The 17,191-nt window shown below is 37.2% G+C and carries 13 protein-coding genes and 1 pseudogene; 9 read left to right on the top strand and 5 right to left on the bottom strand.

Features of this window, described 5'->3' with window-relative positions; genetic code table 11:
* Positions 1-95: 95 nt before the first annotated feature.
* Positions 96-1,463, bottom strand: a complete 1,368-nt coding sequence (locus BCELL_RS04400; protein WP_013487477.1) for an MATE family efflux transporter — start codon at positions 1,461-1,463, stop codon at positions 96-98.
* A 219-nt stretch (positions 1,464-1,682) separates the two neighbouring features.
* Between BCELL_RS04400 and BCELL_RS04405 the strand changes: the two genes are divergently transcribed.
* From BCELL_RS04405 to BCELL_RS04425, 6 genes are all read left to right on the top strand, one after another.
* Positions 1,683-2,354 (top strand): GNAT family N-acetyltransferase, encoded by a 672-nt coding sequence (locus tag BCELL_RS04405; protein WP_013487478.1) that lies wholly within the window; start codon positions 1,683-1,685, stop codon positions 2,352-2,354.
* 220 nt (positions 2,355-2,574) lie between these two features.
* Positions 2,575-3,282 carry a CDP-diacylglycerol--serine O-phosphatidyltransferase gene (gene pssA, locus BCELL_RS04410; RefSeq protein WP_013487479.1) on the top strand — a complete coding sequence of 236 codons (708 nt, stop codon included), beginning with the start codon at positions 2,575-2,577 and terminating at the stop codon, positions 3,280-3,282.
* 379 nt (positions 3,283-3,661) lie between these two features.
* A complete protein-coding gene (locus BCELL_RS22870) occupies positions 3,662-3,832 on the top strand; it encodes a hypothetical protein (RefSeq protein ID WP_013487480.1) in 171 nt (56 codons plus the stop codon).
* Between the two features lie 213 nt (positions 3,833-4,045).
* Complete coding sequence (locus BCELL_RS04415) at positions 4,046-4,276, top strand: excisionase family DNA-binding protein (protein ID WP_013487481.1); 231 nt, start codon at positions 4,046-4,048, stop codon at positions 4,274-4,276.
* A 241-nt stretch (positions 4,277-4,517) separates the two neighbouring features.
* The gene (locus BCELL_RS04420) at positions 4,518-4,964 is read left to right on the top strand and encodes a pyridoxamine 5'-phosphate oxidase family protein (protein WP_013487482.1); all 447 of its coding nucleotides are present in this window, start codon (positions 4,518-4,520) and stop codon (positions 4,962-4,964) included.
* Between the two features lie 442 nt (positions 4,965-5,406).
* Positions 5,407-6,759 (top strand): aspartate kinase, encoded by a 1,353-nt coding sequence (locus BCELL_RS04425; protein WP_013487483.1) that lies wholly within the window; start codon positions 5,407-5,409, stop codon positions 6,757-6,759.
* A gap of 214 nt (positions 6,760-6,973) precedes the next feature.
* On the opposite strand, the gene BCELL_RS04430 is transcribed toward BCELL_RS04425, so the two are convergent.
* The 3 genes from BCELL_RS04430 to metA all read right to left on the bottom strand — a co-directional run bounded on the left by BCELL_RS04430 (position 6,974) and on the right by metA (position 8,818).
* Positions 6,974-7,444 (bottom strand): hypothetical protein, encoded by a 471-nt coding sequence (locus tag BCELL_RS04430; RefSeq protein WP_013487484.1) that lies wholly within the window; start codon positions 7,442-7,444, stop codon positions 6,974-6,976.
* Complete coding sequence (locus BCELL_RS04435; protein ID WP_013487485.1) at positions 7,441-7,650, bottom strand: helix-turn-helix transcriptional regulator; 210 nt, start codon at positions 7,648-7,650, stop codon at positions 7,441-7,443. The genes BCELL_RS04430 and BCELL_RS04435 overlap by 4 nt, the downstream gene beginning before the upstream one ends.
* A gap of 256 nt (positions 7,651-7,906) precedes the next feature.
* Positions 7,907-8,818, bottom strand: a complete 912-nt coding sequence (metA, locus tag BCELL_RS04440) for a homoserine O-acetyltransferase MetA (RefSeq protein WP_013487486.1) — start codon at positions 8,816-8,818, stop codon at positions 7,907-7,909.
* Positions 8,819-9,035: 217 nt separating this feature from the next.
* On the opposite strand from metA, the gene BCELL_RS04445 reads away from it, so the two are divergent.
* Positions 9,036-10,751, top strand: a complete 1,716-nt coding sequence (locus BCELL_RS04445; protein ID WP_013487487.1) for an ABC transporter ATP-binding protein — start codon at positions 9,036-9,038, stop codon at positions 10,749-10,751.
* A 228-nt stretch (positions 10,752-10,979) separates the two neighbouring features.
* Here the strand turns inward: BCELL_RS04445 and BCELL_RS04450 are convergent, their stop codons facing one another.
* Positions 10,980-12,695: a hypothetical protein gene (locus BCELL_RS04450; RefSeq protein ID WP_013487488.1), complete on the bottom strand. Its 1,716-nt coding sequence runs from the start codon at positions 12,693-12,695 to the stop codon at positions 10,980-10,982.
* Between the two features lie 448 nt (positions 12,696-13,143).
* Between BCELL_RS04450 and BCELL_RS04455 the strand changes: the two genes are divergently transcribed.
* Both BCELL_RS04455 and nirB read left to right on the top strand, forming a co-directional pair.
* Complete coding sequence (locus BCELL_RS04455; protein WP_013487489.1) at positions 13,144-14,658, top strand: NarK family nitrate/nitrite MFS transporter; 1,515 nt, start codon at positions 13,144-13,146, stop codon at positions 14,656-14,658.
* Between the two features lie 96 nt (positions 14,659-14,754).
* Positions 14,755-17,182 (top strand): annotated as a pseudogene (gene nirB, locus BCELL_RS04460) (nitrite reductase large subunit NirB).
* Positions 17,183-17,191 lie beyond the last annotated feature (9 nt).

The raw sequence follows: 17,191 nt of genomic DNA on the forward strand, positions 1-17,191 counted from the left end.
AGAGCGCACTCACTAGTACTTTAAAAGAAACGGCGAAATTCCACTGCTTCTAAGAAAAACTAAAAACGAGCTTCAAGGCTCGTTTTTAGTTTTTCTTATACACTTTCCTTTAAATCCTCTTCTTGTTTTACGAGTGCCTTCGCTCGCCATTTTCCACTTCTCCAACGCTGTAATAAATAGATACCTCTTATCCATTCGTCGACAATAAAAGCAATCCATATACCAATTAAGCCGAAACCTAAATGGATGCCAAGAACATAATAAAGTGGGACGCTAAATGCCCAAATGATGATGACGGAGACGAGCATAACATAGCGGGAGTCTCCTGTTGCTTGTAGCGTTTGACCTAAAACGATGTTGAGACATCTACCAGGTTCTAGAATAAGCCCCATGATTAATAAAACGGCACCGGTCGAAATAATGAGCGGATTAGAAGTAAATAACCCTAATAATGGCTCTCTAAAAATGACGAGTAGTACGGCTACTCCTAAACAAAGCGAGATATTCCATTTTAAGCTGCGGAAGGCTTCTTTATAAGCTTTATCCATCTCTCCAGCACCAACTAAATGGCCAACGACAATTTGCGTTCCGCGTCCTAAAGAGATTGCTAGAACGATAACAAAGAACAATATATTTAACGTGTAAATTCTAGTTGTTAGCATATCTGGTCCAAGAACAGTTATAAAACCGGTCGTTACAATTTGACTAGCAGAATAGGATATTTGCCCGAGTGCGGCAGGAACACCTACACTTAATATTTTCATTAAGCGATCTTTTTTCCATTTGATATAATCGATCAACCTTACTTTTACCTTCACTTTAAAATAGAGAATAATGAAGTTTGCGGTTACCCCTAAAAACTGACTAAAGACGGTAGCAATAGCAACACCTGTTACCCCTAATTGAGGGAAACCGAATGCCCCAAATATGAGTACATAGTTACCGAAAATATTAATAATATTCATGCCGACAGACACATACATTGTATATCTAGTAAAACCGTGTGCTTGTATGATCGCAGCTAATGTCAGCATCATTGCCTGTAGCACGAGTGCGGAGCCGACTATAAGCATGTATGTCCTTGCCATTGCGAATAGCTCATCTGTTAAGTGGAAAAAGCCTAAATAAAAGCTAGTAAAAGAAACAATAACGACACTCACAACAATACCGAACAAAATATTAAATGATAGGGCATTACCTGAAAATTTATGTATTTGATCATGCTTTTTTGCGCCTAAATATTGGGCAATGACAACAGTTGCACCAATCGATCCAAATTGAAACAGAAAAAACATAAACATGATGAGCTGATTAGCAACGCCGACTGCAGCGACTGCCTCATCAGATACTCTACTTAACATAAATGTATCTGCCGTTCTAAGAAACATATGTAAAGTCATTTCAATGAAAATTGGCCAAGTAATTGCGAATAATGATAGTTTTTTTGCACTGTTATTTTCCATAGAACACGCTCCAGAAGTAGTAAATGAACAATATAATTACGATCATATCACAGGTTAGTTCGTCTTTATACAAGTATTTGTAAACGTTTTAGTTTAATTTTTTTACATGTTAGTACATTACGAATAGTCATTGAACACTCAAAACTGCATCATTATATTTATGTTGTTTTTTTTGGTAAAATACTAATTAATATTTATGGAAGTAAGAGGGGGAACACGATGGGATATTTCAAACGTATGATTTTACAAAATAAAGACGAGCTCTCAGAGGTTGTCATTAGAAATTATAAGGAGTCCGATTTTTTAGAATTGATTAAAATTCAAGAAGAGAGTTTCCCACCACCGTACCCATCAGAAGCATGGTGGAATGAAGAACAACTGATGAACCATGTTACATTATTTCCCGACGGTGCTTTATGTGTAGAGGTGAATGGAAGTCTTGCAGGATCAATGACAGGATTGCTCGTTGACTTTAATCCAAAGCACCCAGAACATACGTGGAATGAAATAACAGATGAAGGATACATAAGAAATCACAATGCTAATGGCAACACACTTTATGTCGTTGATATATGTATACGTCCAGCTTTTAGAAAAATGGATTTAGGAAAATGGCTCATGCAATCGATGTATGAAACGGTAGTACATAAAGGATTAGATCGCCTTCTCGGTGGAGGTAGGTTGCCTGGATATTATAAGCATGCAGAAAAAATGTCCATTGATGCATATGTTGAAGCTGTAGTGAATGGTGAAATGAAAGATCCGGTAGCTAGCTTTTTACTCCGATGCGGAAGAACACCAGTTAGTATAGTTGCGGATTACTTAGAGGATGAAGAGTCACACAATTACGCTCTGTTAATGGAATGGCGAAATCCTTTTAAAGCTATATGATCTCTCTTTTTTTCATGAAAAAGAAAGCTAATTCATCAATTATGTATTAAAATAATAGTAATACTTATTTAGTTAGTCAACGGTACATAATTATTCAATTTACTTAAAGAATAAGATGAGTGTAAGGTGATGAAAATTTCCAAATAGTACAATCAATGAAGTTAATTTTTATATTACATTATAGTTTATTTTAAAAATACATGTTAGCGTGGTGTATCCGATGCGTTTGAAAAAAAGTATACCGAACATAGTGACATTAGCTAACCTTTATTGTGGTTTTTTATCCATCGGATTTGCTGCAAGTGGGGAATATAACAATGCCGCTATATTAATTTTAATCGGAATGATGTTAGATAGTATGGATGGACGACTAGCAAGGATGCTAAAAGCGGAAAGTAAAATGGGGCAGGAACTGGATTCATTAGCGGATATCGTGACATTTGGAATTGCGCCATCCTTTCTCATCTATTATACATACTTCTTCCAGTTTGACCTATTAGGTTTTGCAGTTGCTGGTTTGTTTCCATTGTTTGGAGCTTATCGACTTGCGAGATTTAATGTGAGTGCATCAACATCTTCATCTGGTAATTACTTTACCGGTGTCCCTATAACAGCTGCCGGAGGAATTCTTGCATTACTTACTTTGTTTGGTAATGTGATTCCAGAGATTGTGACAACTGTTATTTTTACAGCACTCTGTTTTCTAATGGTCAGTAGAATAAAAATCCCAAGCTTAAAAGAGATCCCATTACCGAAGTATGGAACAATCGTGACTTTATTTTTAGGGGCGTTACTCATCGTCATCTACACGGGCTCTTATACTAATTTTCCTTATCTTATTTATATAGCAACGCCACTATATATCGCCTACTTAGCATACCGTTTTGTAAAATTGAAAAAAGAAAAAGCGCAAAGAAATAAGGAATAAAGTTAGATTTTTAAAAGATTAAGAAAGCATGGCAGTGGGCTTGATCCGCTATGCGAAAAAGAGCAGTGCCCTCAATACAATGAGCGTAGTCGCGTAATAAACGGAGCCATTGAAAAAAAAAATGCTGAAAAGGGAGACTTAATGAGGTTAATTTTGACCTATTGAGTCTCCCTTTTCTATAAATGATAAGAGGTAAACTAAGATGCCGGAAATTTAGCCACGCTTACTAACGAGAACAACACTCACTACAACTTATGAAGAAGATGAAAGTGATGTAGTGAATAAATCACACGCTTTTTTTAATTTACTAAAAATTTTGTGTATTTATTTTCAATATTTGGTAATTATATAAATAATTCTTTATAAGGAGGCGTGTTGAATGGAAGCGAGTATGAGCATGGAAGAAGTCGTTGCAGAAATTAGAAGACTACAAAGGGAGATGGGGGCTTTAAACAAGAAGAAAATTAAGAAATTACACCCAGACTTAATGAAAAATGCTTTATATTATTTTCCAGATTGGCAGCATGCGGTTGATAAAAGCATCTCTTAAGTAACTGGTGAATGAAGAAAAAAAGAAAAAGAAAAGGAAGAAGGAAAGGCTTGTTGCTGCTTTTCCTTCTTTCTTTTTTTACTATTGTCTGGTGTTGACTTGTTCAGAGCATAGTTTTTAGAAATATTTACTAACTGGGCTCAAATCAATGTTTTTCTTGTACGTTGTATACGTTATATAATATGGAAAGACGAGAGGAAAGTAGGTTGTGATATGTATTTAACGGTAAAAGAAACAGCGGAATATTTAGAGGTATCAGAAATGTATGTGAAAAACTTAATAAACCAACGAAAAATTCGAGCGGTTCATGATGGTGATCAGTTTCTCATTAACAAAGCGCAATTCAATACACATATGGATCAATTAGAAAAATATAAGGAATTAATCGAACAAATACTTAATGAACCAATTCCTGAAGATATTGATGTTAAGGATGAAGATTAACTTTTACTGTACATAAATATTATAGTTTTGAACAAAAATGGGGAAGCTTTCAATGTAGAAATCGTGTTTTCAGAACGTATAATTGGAGCATACAAGATAGTGTTTGTTATAATGAGATTGGTTACCATTATAGGCATGCATTGAAAAATGGCGTGGTGTGATGGAACATAAAATTGACAAAAAATTTTTAAGTAAATCAGATGCCAAAGGCGTTAAATATGGAAGAAAAAGGAGAGATAACATGGCTAAGCAAGAGACAAAATTAAGCCAAGAGCTAGTAGCCGCATTACAAGGAGAAACAATTGTTTCTTTAATTACAAACGATCCTGAAAAGAAACAACCTGATTTAAGTGTTATTTCATGGGTTGCAGCTACAGAAGATGGAGAAAAGATCAAATTTGCAGTCGGACATAATGCACACAGTGCACAAAACATCCAAGCTGATCCGAATGTTGTATTAGGAATTACTGGTGCTGGAAGCTGCTACTCTGTTAGAGGAAAAGGAACAGTTTCTGATGTCATAGAGAAAACAATGAAGTTCCGTGTTGTCACTGTAGATATAGAATCTGTAGAGGATGTCATTTTCTATGGTGGTAAAATCACAGCAGAGCCTCAATTTGAAAAAACATATGATCCTAAGCTGGCAGCCCAGCTAGATGAAGAAGTATATAGCATGTTAAAAGAATAATTCAATGTGAAACGAGGGTGATGGTCCCTCGTTTCTAAAAAAAGATAAGAAAGAAATTGGCGATGGAATTTTTCCGCCGTGCGTACTAGTGAGAAGGGCAAAGGACACTAAAAAAGTGGTGATCTTTCACTTTTTCAGTGTCCCTAAGCAATGCGCGGAGCCGTCGCAATCGTTAAAAAGCCTGATAGGAGTGGTTTTTCCTATCAGGCGAGCGGCGAGCGTAGCCATTGCCATACTTTCTACAATTTATAGGAAAATGTAGCATCATTTCTTCACCGCTTCTAAGAAAAGACTAAACCGAGCTTCTCCAAGCTCGGTTTTAGTCTTTTCTTATTTAGGTAATGACTTTTAATCAATAATCTTGTATACTAAAGCATAAAAATTCCATGTCGCGAGGACAATTGTATTTACTGAATGCAATGATAAGAAGGGAAGTATTATCGTGAAAGTAGTGAAGTTTGGGGGAAGTTCATTAGCAAGTGCAACACAGTGGCGAAAAGTCGCTAACATTATTTTGTCAGATGAACAAAGAAAGCTAGTCGTTGTATCAGCTCCAGGAAAACGAGATGCGCAAGATACGAAAACGACCGATTTACTAATCCAATTAGCGAGCACTGTAACACCATCAAGTTTTGACGAAGAGGCCTTATTAAAGGTTGTAGATCGATATCGTGATATTGCAGAGGAGCTCGATCTCGGAGACAATATCATCGAGACGATTAAAGATAGCTTACTTGAGATCATCCAGACATATCGAACACAATACGAACGACTTTTAGATGCTTTGAAAGCGAGTGGGGAAGATAACAATGCAAAGCTTATAGCTTCTTATTTTCAATCCCTAGGAGTAGTAGCGCATTATGTTTCTCCTAAGGATGCAGGAATGATCGTGACAGATGAGCCAGGAAATGCACGCATCCTCCCTGAAGCGTACGAACGAATTGCCGACTTGAGAAAACGCGAAGGCATCCTTATTATCCCTGGATTTTTCGGTTATTCAAATAATGAGCATATCGTGACTTTTCCTAGGGGTGGCTCAGATATTACGGGCTCAATCATTGCAGCTGGTGTGGAAGCGGATGAATATGAAAACTTTACAGACGTTGACTCCATATACAGTGTTAATCCAAACATTGTAGATAATCCATGCGAAATTAAAGAATTAACGTATAGAGAAATGAGGGAGCTTGCCTATTCTGGATTTTCTGTTTTTCACGACGAAGCACTTCAGCCTGTTGTACAAAAGAAAGTACCTGTTCGAGTGAAAAATACGAATCATCCAGAAGCGCCAGGAACAAAAATCATTGCAGAAAGAGAAGTAAATGGCGTACCGGTTGTCGGTATCGCCAGCGACAAAGGATTTTGCAGCATTAACATTACAAAATATTTAATGAATCGAGAAGTCGGTTTTGGACGTCATTTACTTGAAATATTAGAGGATGAGCAAATTTCATTTGAGCACACACCATCTGGTATCGATAATATATCTGTCATAGTACGCTCCCACCATTTAGAGGGTGGAAAAGAGGACAGAGTCATAAATAGAATTCTTTCGGAGCTCCATGTAGATGATGTTTCCATCGAAAGGGACCTTGCTATCGTGATGGTTGTAGGAGAAGGAATGGAAAAAACAGTAGGAATTGCTGCGAAAGCAACAAATGCCTTCTATGATGCTGGGGTAAACATCAAAATGATTAATCAAGGTTCATCAGAGGTAAGCATGATGTTTGGCGTCGAGGCTTATAAAGTCGATCTAGCTGTAAAAAGTTTATATGAAGCTTATTTTATGAAGTAGATGTAAAAAAACTGAACTGCGACCAAGTATGCAGGCCAGTTTTTTTCTTAAATAAGTAAAATTTGGAAGTGGAATTTTATCGCTGTGGGTTCTAGCGAGAAGAGCACTCACTAGTACTTTAAGAGCTACCGAGAATTTCCACTGCTGAGGCTGTCCCAAAAGCTATTAGAGGTTGACTCAAAAGGTAAAAAATCGACCTTTTGAGTCAACCTCACTAACTTTTATAGTTTAAAGTCCATGAAATAAAGTAGGTCGTAATCTGAATGATTGGAAGCAACAAAAATAATAAGATTGGGTAATATGGCATTGTGTTATTAATAAAAGGGTAGATGAGTAACAACGAAATGATAATAGGAAAAGCGTAATACATGCTAATATAAGCAGCGCGGCAAGCTCGACTCGTGATTTGCTTCTCCCTTTCATCGCTCTCTTCAAATTCTTCTGGGAGTAATAGTGACTTAGCCCATCCCTTTTTTTGCTTTTTACTATAACTAATATACGTTACAATTCCACCGACGATAATTAACAAAATGATCGGTGTTACATTTAATTCAAATACGTAAGATCGAGAATCATCAGATAAAAACTGCGAAATGTCAATTGATGCATTGTAAAAAGAAACCATTCCCCAACCAAATAAGACAAAAATAACGACTAATATAAAAAAGTTTCGGACAGTACTCAATTTTTTTCCTCCTCAAGATAAAATATTTCTTCAATAGGCATATTAAAAGTATGGGAGATATTCATTGCAAGTAATAGTGATGGCGTATAACTCCCTTTTTCTAAAGCGACAATCGTTTGTCTCGTCACATTTACCGATTCAGCTAACTCTCCTTGTGTTAAGCTATGTCTAGCTCTTAATTCCTTTACTCGGTTTTTAATTGTCATTTTGTAACTCCTTCATAAGTTCTTCTTTCATTGTAAAGTTAACTATACAAAAAGTAAAGTTTATTTTACAATTATGATACAAAAAAACCTAAAGGTATGTTCCTTTAGGTAGGTTCTTCTAGAATATGATGTGAAATTTGCGGTGATAATCGCACCTTACGTGTAGGGCGTACAAAATTTATTCAGGGCAATGGCTTCGCACATTGCAGTTGCATCAAAAGTTAACTGATAACCTTTTGATGGAACCTCCTTCCTTTCAGTTCCAATCGTATGGCGTTTGTTGATACACGTAGTAGTTGAGCCAATTCGAAAATAGTAAGTGGGCATGTGATCGCCATCTGTTAATTGGCTCTTTTTCTGGATCATTGTTTGGAAAATAATAAGCTGGTATTGGTACAGGAACCCCTTTTTTTATATCACGCTTATATTCCTCAGCAAGCGTTGTTGTCTCGTATTCAAGGTGTCCAGTTGCAAAAACATGTTTTCCGTCTTTTGTCATTAAAAGAAATGGTCCAGCCTCTGGTGAGGAGGCTAGCAATATTAGATCATCCGTAGCATTCACCTGTTCTATTGAAATATTGGTATTTCTAGAATGAGGAGCTATGAACTCATCATCAAAGCCTCGTAATAATTCAATCCCAGGAGTATCGATAATCGTGTGGCTAAAGATGCCAGAACACTTTTTCTTTAACGGATATTTTTCGATACCGAAATGGTGATAAAGGGCTGCTTGTGCGCCCCAACAAATATGCATAATGGAAGTGACGTTGTCGTGTGCCCAATCCATAATTTCCGTAATTTCTTCCCAGTAACCAACCTCTTCAAATTCAAAGTGCTCGATAGGCGCACCGGTAATAATCATCCCATCAAAACGACGGTCTTTTATTGTTTGAAATTGAGAATAAAACTCATTTAAGTGAGACGGACTTTCATTTTTAGGATTGTACGAAACCGTCCGCAAAAAAGTAATATTCACCTGTAGTGGCGTATTACCTAATAGGCGAAGGAGCTGGGCTTCCGTTTTTTGCTTTTCAGGCATTAAATTTAAAATAACAATATTCAGTGGACGAATATCCTGCTGGATCGCACGCTCATCGTCCATCACAAATATATTTTCTTCTTCTAGTACTTTACGTATTGGTAAACGTTTAGGTATGTTAATAGGCAAGGCTACATCCCTCAATTTGTTGAATATTTTGATAAACACTATTATAACAGTTGTTAATGAAAAAGTAAGATTATTTTACATAATCATCCTTAAAATTGCCATTTAAATGCTCAAAACACGAAAAAAATTATTTCTATTTTCGAAATATTTTATTGATTATTTAAATACTACCATATATTATAATCTAGTAACGTATGAAAGAAAGGGGACAAACTATTTGATTCGACGATTTTTTTCTTATTATATACCACACAAAAAATTATTCGCAGCCGATTTTTCAAGCGCTATCGTTGTAGCGATATTAGAACTAGCTTTTCCACTTGCGGTTCAGTGGTTTGTTGATTCCCTACTTCCTTATGGAGATTGGCCGACGATTGTATGGATAGGGATCGGTCTTTTTGTCATTTATGGAATTAGTACATTCCTACAATATGTTGTCCATTATTGGGGACATAATCTAGGAATTAACATTGAAACCGACATGCGCCAACAGCTATTTGAACACACTCAAAAGCAATCGTTTAAGTATTTCGATAATACGAAAACAGGACATATTATGAGTCGATTTACAAACGACCTATTTGATATAGGGGAGCTTGCTCATCACGGCCCTGAGGATATGTTTATCGCATTTATGACCTTTATCGGTGCCTTTTGGATTATGTTTACAATTAATGTGAAGCTAGCACTCGTTATTTTATGTATCGTTCCTATTTTAATTGGTCTGATTGTATTTTGTAACTTAAAAATGAATAAAGCCTGGAAGCAAATGTTTCGTGATATCGCGGATGTAAATGCGAGAGTTGAGGACAGTGTATCTGGGGTAAGAGTTGTCCAATCGTTTACGAATGAAAGATTTGAGATTTCTAGATTTAATAAAGAAAATAAAAAGTTCCGTAAGGCAAAAATATTATCGTATAAAGTGATGGCTTTTAGTTTATCTAGCATTTATATGCTTACCCGTTTTATTACATTAGCCGTCCTCGTATACGGTGCATGGTTAAGCTTTAACGGTCAGCTTTCAAATGGTGAGCTCGTAGCCTTTATTTTATATGTCAATGTTCTGTTAAAACCGATTGATAAAATTAGCGCTTTGATGGAGCTATATCCGAAAGGGATGGCAGGTTTCAAAAGGTTTACGGAAATGATTGATACAGAACCAGAAATAAAAGATGCGAAGGACGCCATTCACGTTCCTTCACTTCGTGGAGATATTTCGTTAAACAATGTAGGCTTCAGGTATGAAAATCATAAAAGAGTGCTTAATGGCATTGACCTACATGTTCGTGCCGGTGAGACGATTGCATTTGTAGGACCTTCAGGGGCAGGGAAAACGACGATTTGCTCATTAATTCCTCGCTTTTATGATGTAGAGGAAGGGGCAATCACAATTGATGGTATCGACATAAGGAAGATAACGAAGGAGTCGCTTCGCTCTCAAATCGGTATTGTTCAACAGGACGTTTTCTTATTTACAGGCACTTTGAGAGAAAACATTGCCTATGGCATGCTGGATGCTTCTGATGAGGACATCGCAGCAGCAGCTAAACGAGCTCACCTAGAGCACTTTATTGCTTCCTTGCCAGATGGATATGAAACACAGATTGGTGAAAGAGGATTAAAGCTTTCAGGTGGTCAAAAGCAACGAATTGCGATTGCTAGAATGTTCTTAAAAAATCCTCCTATTCTTATTTTAGACGAAGCTACGTCAGCACTTGATACAGAGACAGAGCTCATTATACAAGAGGCCTTAACAGAGCTTGCAAAAGATAGAACAACATTAGTAATTGCCCATCGACTAGCTACAATTAGAAATGCAGATCGAATTGTTGTTGTGACAGAGGAAGGCATTGCTGAAGAAGGAACGCATGATGAGCTTATCGAAAAAGGTGGTATATTTGCAAACTTACATCGTGTTCAGTATAGAAGATAAAATGATGTTATAACTAAAATAAAGGCTATGTTAAACTTTGTTGTTGATTTTCGCTTCAGGATGCGTCTCGCACCTTTCGTGAAAATCAACATTAGCCTTTAACAGAGTCAAAATAAAAGGGATAGTTTAAAAAGCGAGGATGTCTATAAAGTCTAGAAAACGACTTTAGGATACCCTCGCTTTTATAATACATACTAGATACCCTAGTACATTTAAATACTCTTAGACTTACTCTTTTATCATTTTTAATGATTTAAATTGAGATGGATTTAACTTTAGTTCGTATTGCTTACTACTATCTTCATTAACAAGTTTTGGTTTAAGGACTTCGCTACTATTTAATAGTTTTAGTGTTTTCCCTTTAGGTACATCTATGCTCCACTTTTGTGGTGTCACTGCAAATGTTTCTAATATAAATTGATCATTGTCATAGGTAAATAGCCCAACATTTCCGGGACCTTTTACTTTATAAGGAAGTAAATCTTTCGTAAAGATACTCCTGATAGTTGTTACAACAGAGCTAGGAAGATCCATAATGTTAGAGAAATTATCAGGTATGACGAGTGAATATATACGCCCTTTACTATAATTGTCGTACATCATGACAGGGATATTGTTTTGTCCATTGAAAGCAACTACTGATTGCCATGTGCTATTAGTACTATAATCGAACAATGGGTAGATAATTTCTTCCTTTGAGTAAGAAAATTCATCAAATGTACAGCTAGCAGTCTCAATTGCAAATTGCTGTACTGGCACTTTTTTTCCGGTTGGGCGTAACGTCGTTAATTCTCCTATTTCACTCCCCACCGCTTCAATGAACCCAGAAGTTATGATGACATTACCACCGTTTTTTAAATACTGCTTAAGTTTTTCTAATATATCTTTATCCTTAGCAGCACATGCAGTAACAAGTAATGGGGCTGTTCCATCAGGGAAATGAGGTGTGAGTTCCAACGGTATCCCTAGCATGCCTAAGTAATCATATAAATGATCTTCACCATAAGCCGCATGCGGAACGTACACCTTTACGCCAACTGGGTTTCCTATATTGCTAGCGACTTGATCAAGCTTGTCGAGCTGAAACCCTAAAGCTGGTGTATAGTTGCTGTCTTTAAGAAGAGAGTAACAAAATAATGTTAGTTCCTTCGCCTTACCGAAAACGGTGAGGTTTGCTTGCTCCAAATAATAATCTACGTATGTACAATCGAGAGCGTCAAACCAACCCCCACCATTTTTTCCAGGCTTAAGGTTTTCCATCCAAGTAAGTAACGAGTAAGAGGCATAACGTGGGATATGCTGTTGACTTATCGCCGGGTCACGTGTTTCTGTACCGGTATAAACCCCGTCAAAAATAGCTGGCTGTTCCTTCGTATTGTAACCAGACGAAGCGTATGCTTCATTCCAGTTAGGATACTTAATGACCATTTTTACATTCGGATTAACAGCTTTTGCCGGTTTAATAACTAAGTTTTCAGAGACATCTTGTAAAAGTGCTAAACGGAATTCACTCCATGAACGGTCTCCTTTGTGTTCTAGACAATCGTCACATCGACAATTGGTGAAAAAGAAGTCATCTAATATAATCTCATCGAACACAGCTGCAGTTAGCTCAACCACTTCTTTATATTTCTCCCGTGATGCTTTATCTGTATAACAAATTCCACCAAATAACCTACTATAACCTTCGCGATAATCATCAGGAAGTGTTGGAGTAATGCCACCAGCAACCTTAATATTCCTTGCTTCGTAAAAGCTTTTTAATTCTTGAAGTCTTTCTTTACTTAGTGTGACGTCACCACGATGACTTTCTATATATACCTTCCCAACATGAATATGCTTTTGAAAAAAGCTTAATTCTTCTTGGAGTTGTTCAAATGAACTATCTAAGCATGAGGCTGTACAGAAAATTGCTACGTCAAAGTTTTCATACGATTTCCACATCTTTTTCGCTCCTTTAAGTATTCGTCATAGTTGTCATTATACTAGATATGGATGTAATTGTAACCAAAAAAAGCCTATAAAGGTAAAATGAGTCCACTTCCATCGCCCCTAAAGAGAAGATATTTTGTGCACATTAACCAAAACGCGCGTACAGATGAGTAAAACAGCTAAAAACGATTCACTATGAAATTCGATGAAAATCTTTAAAAAGGGAAGCGTTTTCTTTGTTTTAAACTCAACATTTACACGAAAATCACCCTATTCTTAAGGAGAAATTGTTCGTTAAATTATCTTACAGGAACCATTTTTTCGCTATATTCCTATGTCATACTCATAATTAACTTGTTCAGCAAGCTTTTCTTTTTAGCTACTTTCTATATTTTTTTGTTTTAAAAATTCAGATAATATAGAAAAGCTAAAATATTTAACTAAGGGAGGTAATCCATCTATGAAAATAGCTGATATTTTTAAGTTTAAGAATGAACAAATGAAAGTGTTGCATTTAACGTGGATTGCCTTTTTTATATCGTTCTTTACTTGGTTTAATATGGCACCACTAGCAACGACGATGCTTGAATCTAGTGATTGGTTAACTTCTGAGCACATTGCTGCACTTGCCATTATTAACGTCGCCTTAACGATACCTGCAAGAATCGTGATAGGAATGCTAATCGATCGCTTTGGTCCAAGAGTTGTTTACTCGGGATTACTGATTTTAATGTCAATACCAACGTTTATGTTTGCATTTGGAGACTCATGGACACAGTTAATGATTTCAAGATTGTTATTAAGTAGTATCGGTGCAAGCTTTGTTATCGGTATTCGGATGGTTTCAGAATGGTTCCCACCAAAGGATGTTGGATTTGCAGAAGGTGTTTATGGAGGATGGGGGAACTTTGGTTCGGCAGCTGGAGCGATGCTGTTACCTTGGTTTGCATTAACAGCCTTTGGCGGTGACGAAGGTTGGAGATATGCGGTCGCCTTAACAGGAGTATTTTGTATCGTGTATGGAATTATTTATTTCCTTGCTGTAAGAGATACTCCAGAAGGGAAAGCCTTCGTTGTACCTAAGAAAAATGGTGCAATGGAAGTAAGTACATGGAAGGATATGATTCAGCTTATTCTTTGGACACTGCCGTTAGGAGGCGCGTTAGCTGTACTCGCTTGGCGTTTAGAGGGAATGGGATTCATCTCTTCGACAGTTTTATATTCTACTTACGCAATTATAGGTGCAGTAATGCTCTATCAAATATACAAAATATTACAAGTGAATGTTCCTATTTTAAAAAAGGGTGTACCGAAGGACGACCAATATAAATTTAAGAATGTTGCAGCACTAAACAGCACATATTTCGCAAACTTTGGTGCAGAGCTTGCTATTGTCTCGATGCTTCCGATGTTTTTCCAGATGACATTTTCATTAAGTGCAACATCAGCTGGGCTAATAGCCGCATCGTTTGCGTTTATTAATTTAATCGCTAGACCATTAGGAGGAATTTTATCCGATCGAATGGGAAATCGAAAGCGTGTCATGCTTATTTACATGGTTGGAATCACCTTAGGGATGGTAGGCATGGGCTTTATCAATTCTGGCTGGCCACTCGTCCTAGCAGTTGCAATTACCGTTTTAACATCTGTATTCGTTCAAGGATCAGAAGGAGCAACCTTTGCCATTATACCGATGATTAAAAAGCGAATCACTGGTCAAGTTGCAGGTATGGCAGGGGCATATGGAAATGTAGGGTCAACAATTTACTTAACGCTATATACATTTGTCACACCGCAACAATTTTTCTTCATATTAGCTGGTGGTGCATTTACTAGCTTCGTGCTTTGCTACTTCTGGCTAGAGGAGCCTAAAAACTCATTTGCAAATGAGTATTATGAATCATCTGTAGACAGAGAAAATGCAGTAGAAGATCATTATGAAATGGAATTGAAAAAAGTAGCAGTAAACAAATAATGGTTCGTTAGGAATAAGGGTTAACAAATAGATACGAAACGTTTCCTCTTATGTACTTATATCTGAGTAATCTTATAAATTTGGAGGGGTTAAATCATGTCGAAAAGAAAGCTAGTACTTGTAGGGAATGGAATGGCTGGTGTAAGGACGTTAGAAGAAATTCTAAAAGTAGATCCAGATCGTTTCGAAATAACGGTATTTGGGACAGAGCCACACCCAAACTATAACCGTATTATGCTATCTTCTGTATTACAGGGGGATACAACTGTAGATGACATCGTCTTAAATAGCTATGAGTGGTATGAAAAAAAACAACATTCAACTTTTTACAGGAGAAACAGTAGAAAACATTGATACGAGAAAAAAGGTCATTTTGACGGATAAAGGTCGAGTTGTCGATTATGACGACTTAATTTTAGCTACAGGCTCAAATCCGTTTATGCTGCCATTACCTGGAGCAGATAAGGAAGGTGTCATAGGCTTTAGAAACATTGAAGATTGTGAAACGATGATTGACACATCGAAAAAATACGAAAAAGCGCTCGTCATTGGTGGAGGGCTTTTAGGATTAGAGGCAGCACGCGGTTTACTCAATCTAGGTATGAAGGTGGATGTTGTCCACATTATAGATCACTTAATGGAAAGACAGCTAGACCCTACTGCATCAACGATGTTAAAAGAAGAGCTTGAAAAGCAAGGTATGAATTTTTTATTGAATCATCATACAGAAGCAATTCTAGGGAAAAATCGTGTCGAGAAAGTTGCATTTAAGGATGGAAAAGTCGTTAAAGCAGACTTAGTAGTTATGGCTGTAGGAATTAAGCCAAATGTTGCAGTAGCAAAAGCGAGTGATATCGAAACGAACCGCGGTATTGTCGTGAATGACTACATGGAAACGAGTGCACCGAACGTCTACTCCGTTGGTGAGTGTGCGGAGCATAGAGAAATGGTTTACGGACTCGTGGCACCATTATGGGAGCAAGCGAAGGTTCTCGCAAAAAGAATTTGTGAAGTAGACGCAGAAGACGGTTACCAAGGCTCGATCTTATCTACAAAACTAAAAGTAAGTGGTGTCGACGTATTCTCTGCTGGAGAATTTAATGACACGCCTAACCATAAAGCGATCCGTGTGCAAGATGATTTTGAAGGCATTTATAAAAAGGTCGTTGTACGTGATGACAAGATTGTAGGAGCGGTACTATTCGGTGATACAAAAGAAAGTACTAAGCTGTTGAATATGATCAACAACGGTAAAAGCTCTGCAGAGTTGAGTCAATTAAGCATGCTACAAGGGGCAAGTGATGATGCTGTCAGTCTCGTAGCAGATATGGAAGATAGTGAAATTATTTGTGGCTGTAACGGGGTATCGAAAGGTGATATTGTTACTGCGATTCAAGAGAATAATTTATCATCAGTAGCAGAAATAAGAGATTGTACAAGTGCATCCCGTTCCTGTGGTACATGTAAAAATCTAGTAGGTGAACTATTAGAACATACGCTTGGTGATGAATTTGAACAAGTAGAAGAGAAGGAAACGATCTGTGCATGTACAGACTTGTCACACGAAGAAGTGGTATCAGAAATAAGAGCGAAAGGCTTATCACATACAAAAGAAGTGATGAACGTATTAGGCTGGAAAACAGAAGAAGGCTGCTCGAAATGTCGTCCTGCAGTGAATTACTATTTAGGAATGGTAAAACCAGAAGATTATGAGGATGAGAAGGAATCACGCTATGTAAATGAACGAATGCACGCAAACATCCAAAACAATGGTACTTACTCTGTTGTACCTAGAATGTATGGCGGTGTGACAAATGCGAAGGATTTAAGAAGAATAGCAGATGTCGCAGAGAAGTATGAAGTACCGTTAATTAAAGTCACTGGTGGACAGAGAATTGACATGTTAGGGATTAAAAAAGAAGACTTACCAAACGTTTGGAAAGATTTAGATATGCCATCAGGGTACGCATATGGTAAAGCGATTCGTACAGTGAAAACGTGTGTAGGGGAGAACTTCTGTCGCTTCGGAACACAAGACTCTATTGGACTAGGGATTGCGTTAGAGAAGAAGTTTGAGAGATTGAATACACCACACAAAGTAAAAATGGCTGTATCTGCCTGTCCTAGAAACTGTGCAGAGTCAAGTATTAAAGATGTCGGTATTATCGGACTAGACGGCGTATGGGAAGTTTACGTTGGTGGTAATGGAGGCACAGACCTTCGTGCAGCAGAGCTACTATGTAAAGTAAAAACAGATGAAGAAGTGCTAGAGGTTGTTGCAGCATACCTTCAATATTATCGAGAGGATGCTAAATATTTAGAGCGTACGTCACATTGGCTAGATCGCGTTGGTATTGAACATGTCAAAGCTGTCGTCGTCGACAATGTTGAGTTAAAGCAACAACTCGTTGAAAGAATGAACATCGCGCTTGGCGCTCTTAAAGATGATCCGTGGAAGCAATATATAGAAAACGAAAAAGAAAAAGAACAATTGTTTGATACAAAATCGTTACAACTTCGATAGGAGGGGAAA

This window comes from Evansella cellulosilytica DSM 2522 (genome assembly GCF_000177235.2).
GTDB lineage: Bacteria > Bacillota > Bacilli > Bacillales > Salisediminibacteriaceae > Evansella > Evansella cellulosilytica.

What these genes read in the sequence shown, in the direction of transcription:
- BCELL_RS22870 (WP_013487480.1), top strand. Translation starts at nt 3,662, where the DNA reads ATGGAAGCGAGTATGAGCATGGAAGAAGTCGTTGCAGAAATTAGAAGA.
- BCELL_RS04455 (WP_013487489.1), top strand. Translation starts at nt 13,144, where the DNA reads ATGAAAATAGCTGATATTTTTAAGTTTAAGAATGAACAAATGAAAGTG.
- BCELL_RS04405 (WP_013487478.1), top strand. Translation starts at nt 1,683, where the DNA reads ATGGGATATTTCAAACGTATGATTTTACAAAATAAAGACGAGCTCTCA.
- BCELL_RS04450 (WP_013487488.1), bottom strand. Translation starts at nt 12,695, where the DNA reads ATGTGGAAATCGTATGAAAACTTTGACGTAGCAATTTTCTGTACAGCC.
- BCELL_RS04400 (WP_013487477.1), bottom strand. Translation starts at nt 1,463, where the DNA reads ATGGAAAATAACAGTGCAAAAAAACTATCATTATTCGCAATTACTTGG.
- BCELL_RS04415 (WP_013487481.1), top strand. Translation starts at nt 4,046, where the DNA reads ATGTATTTAACGGTAAAAGAAACAGCGGAATATTTAGAGGTATCAGAA.
- pssA (WP_013487479.1), top strand. Translation starts at nt 2,575, where the DNA reads ATGCGTTTGAAAAAAAGTATACCGAACATAGTGACATTAGCTAACCTT.
- BCELL_RS04420 (WP_013487482.1), top strand. Translation starts at nt 4,518, where the DNA reads ATGGCTAAGCAAGAGACAAAATTAAGCCAAGAGCTAGTAGCCGCATTA.
- BCELL_RS04435 (WP_013487485.1), bottom strand. Translation starts at nt 7,650, where the DNA reads ATGACAATTAAAAACCGAGTAAAGGAATTAAGAGCTAGACATAGCTTA.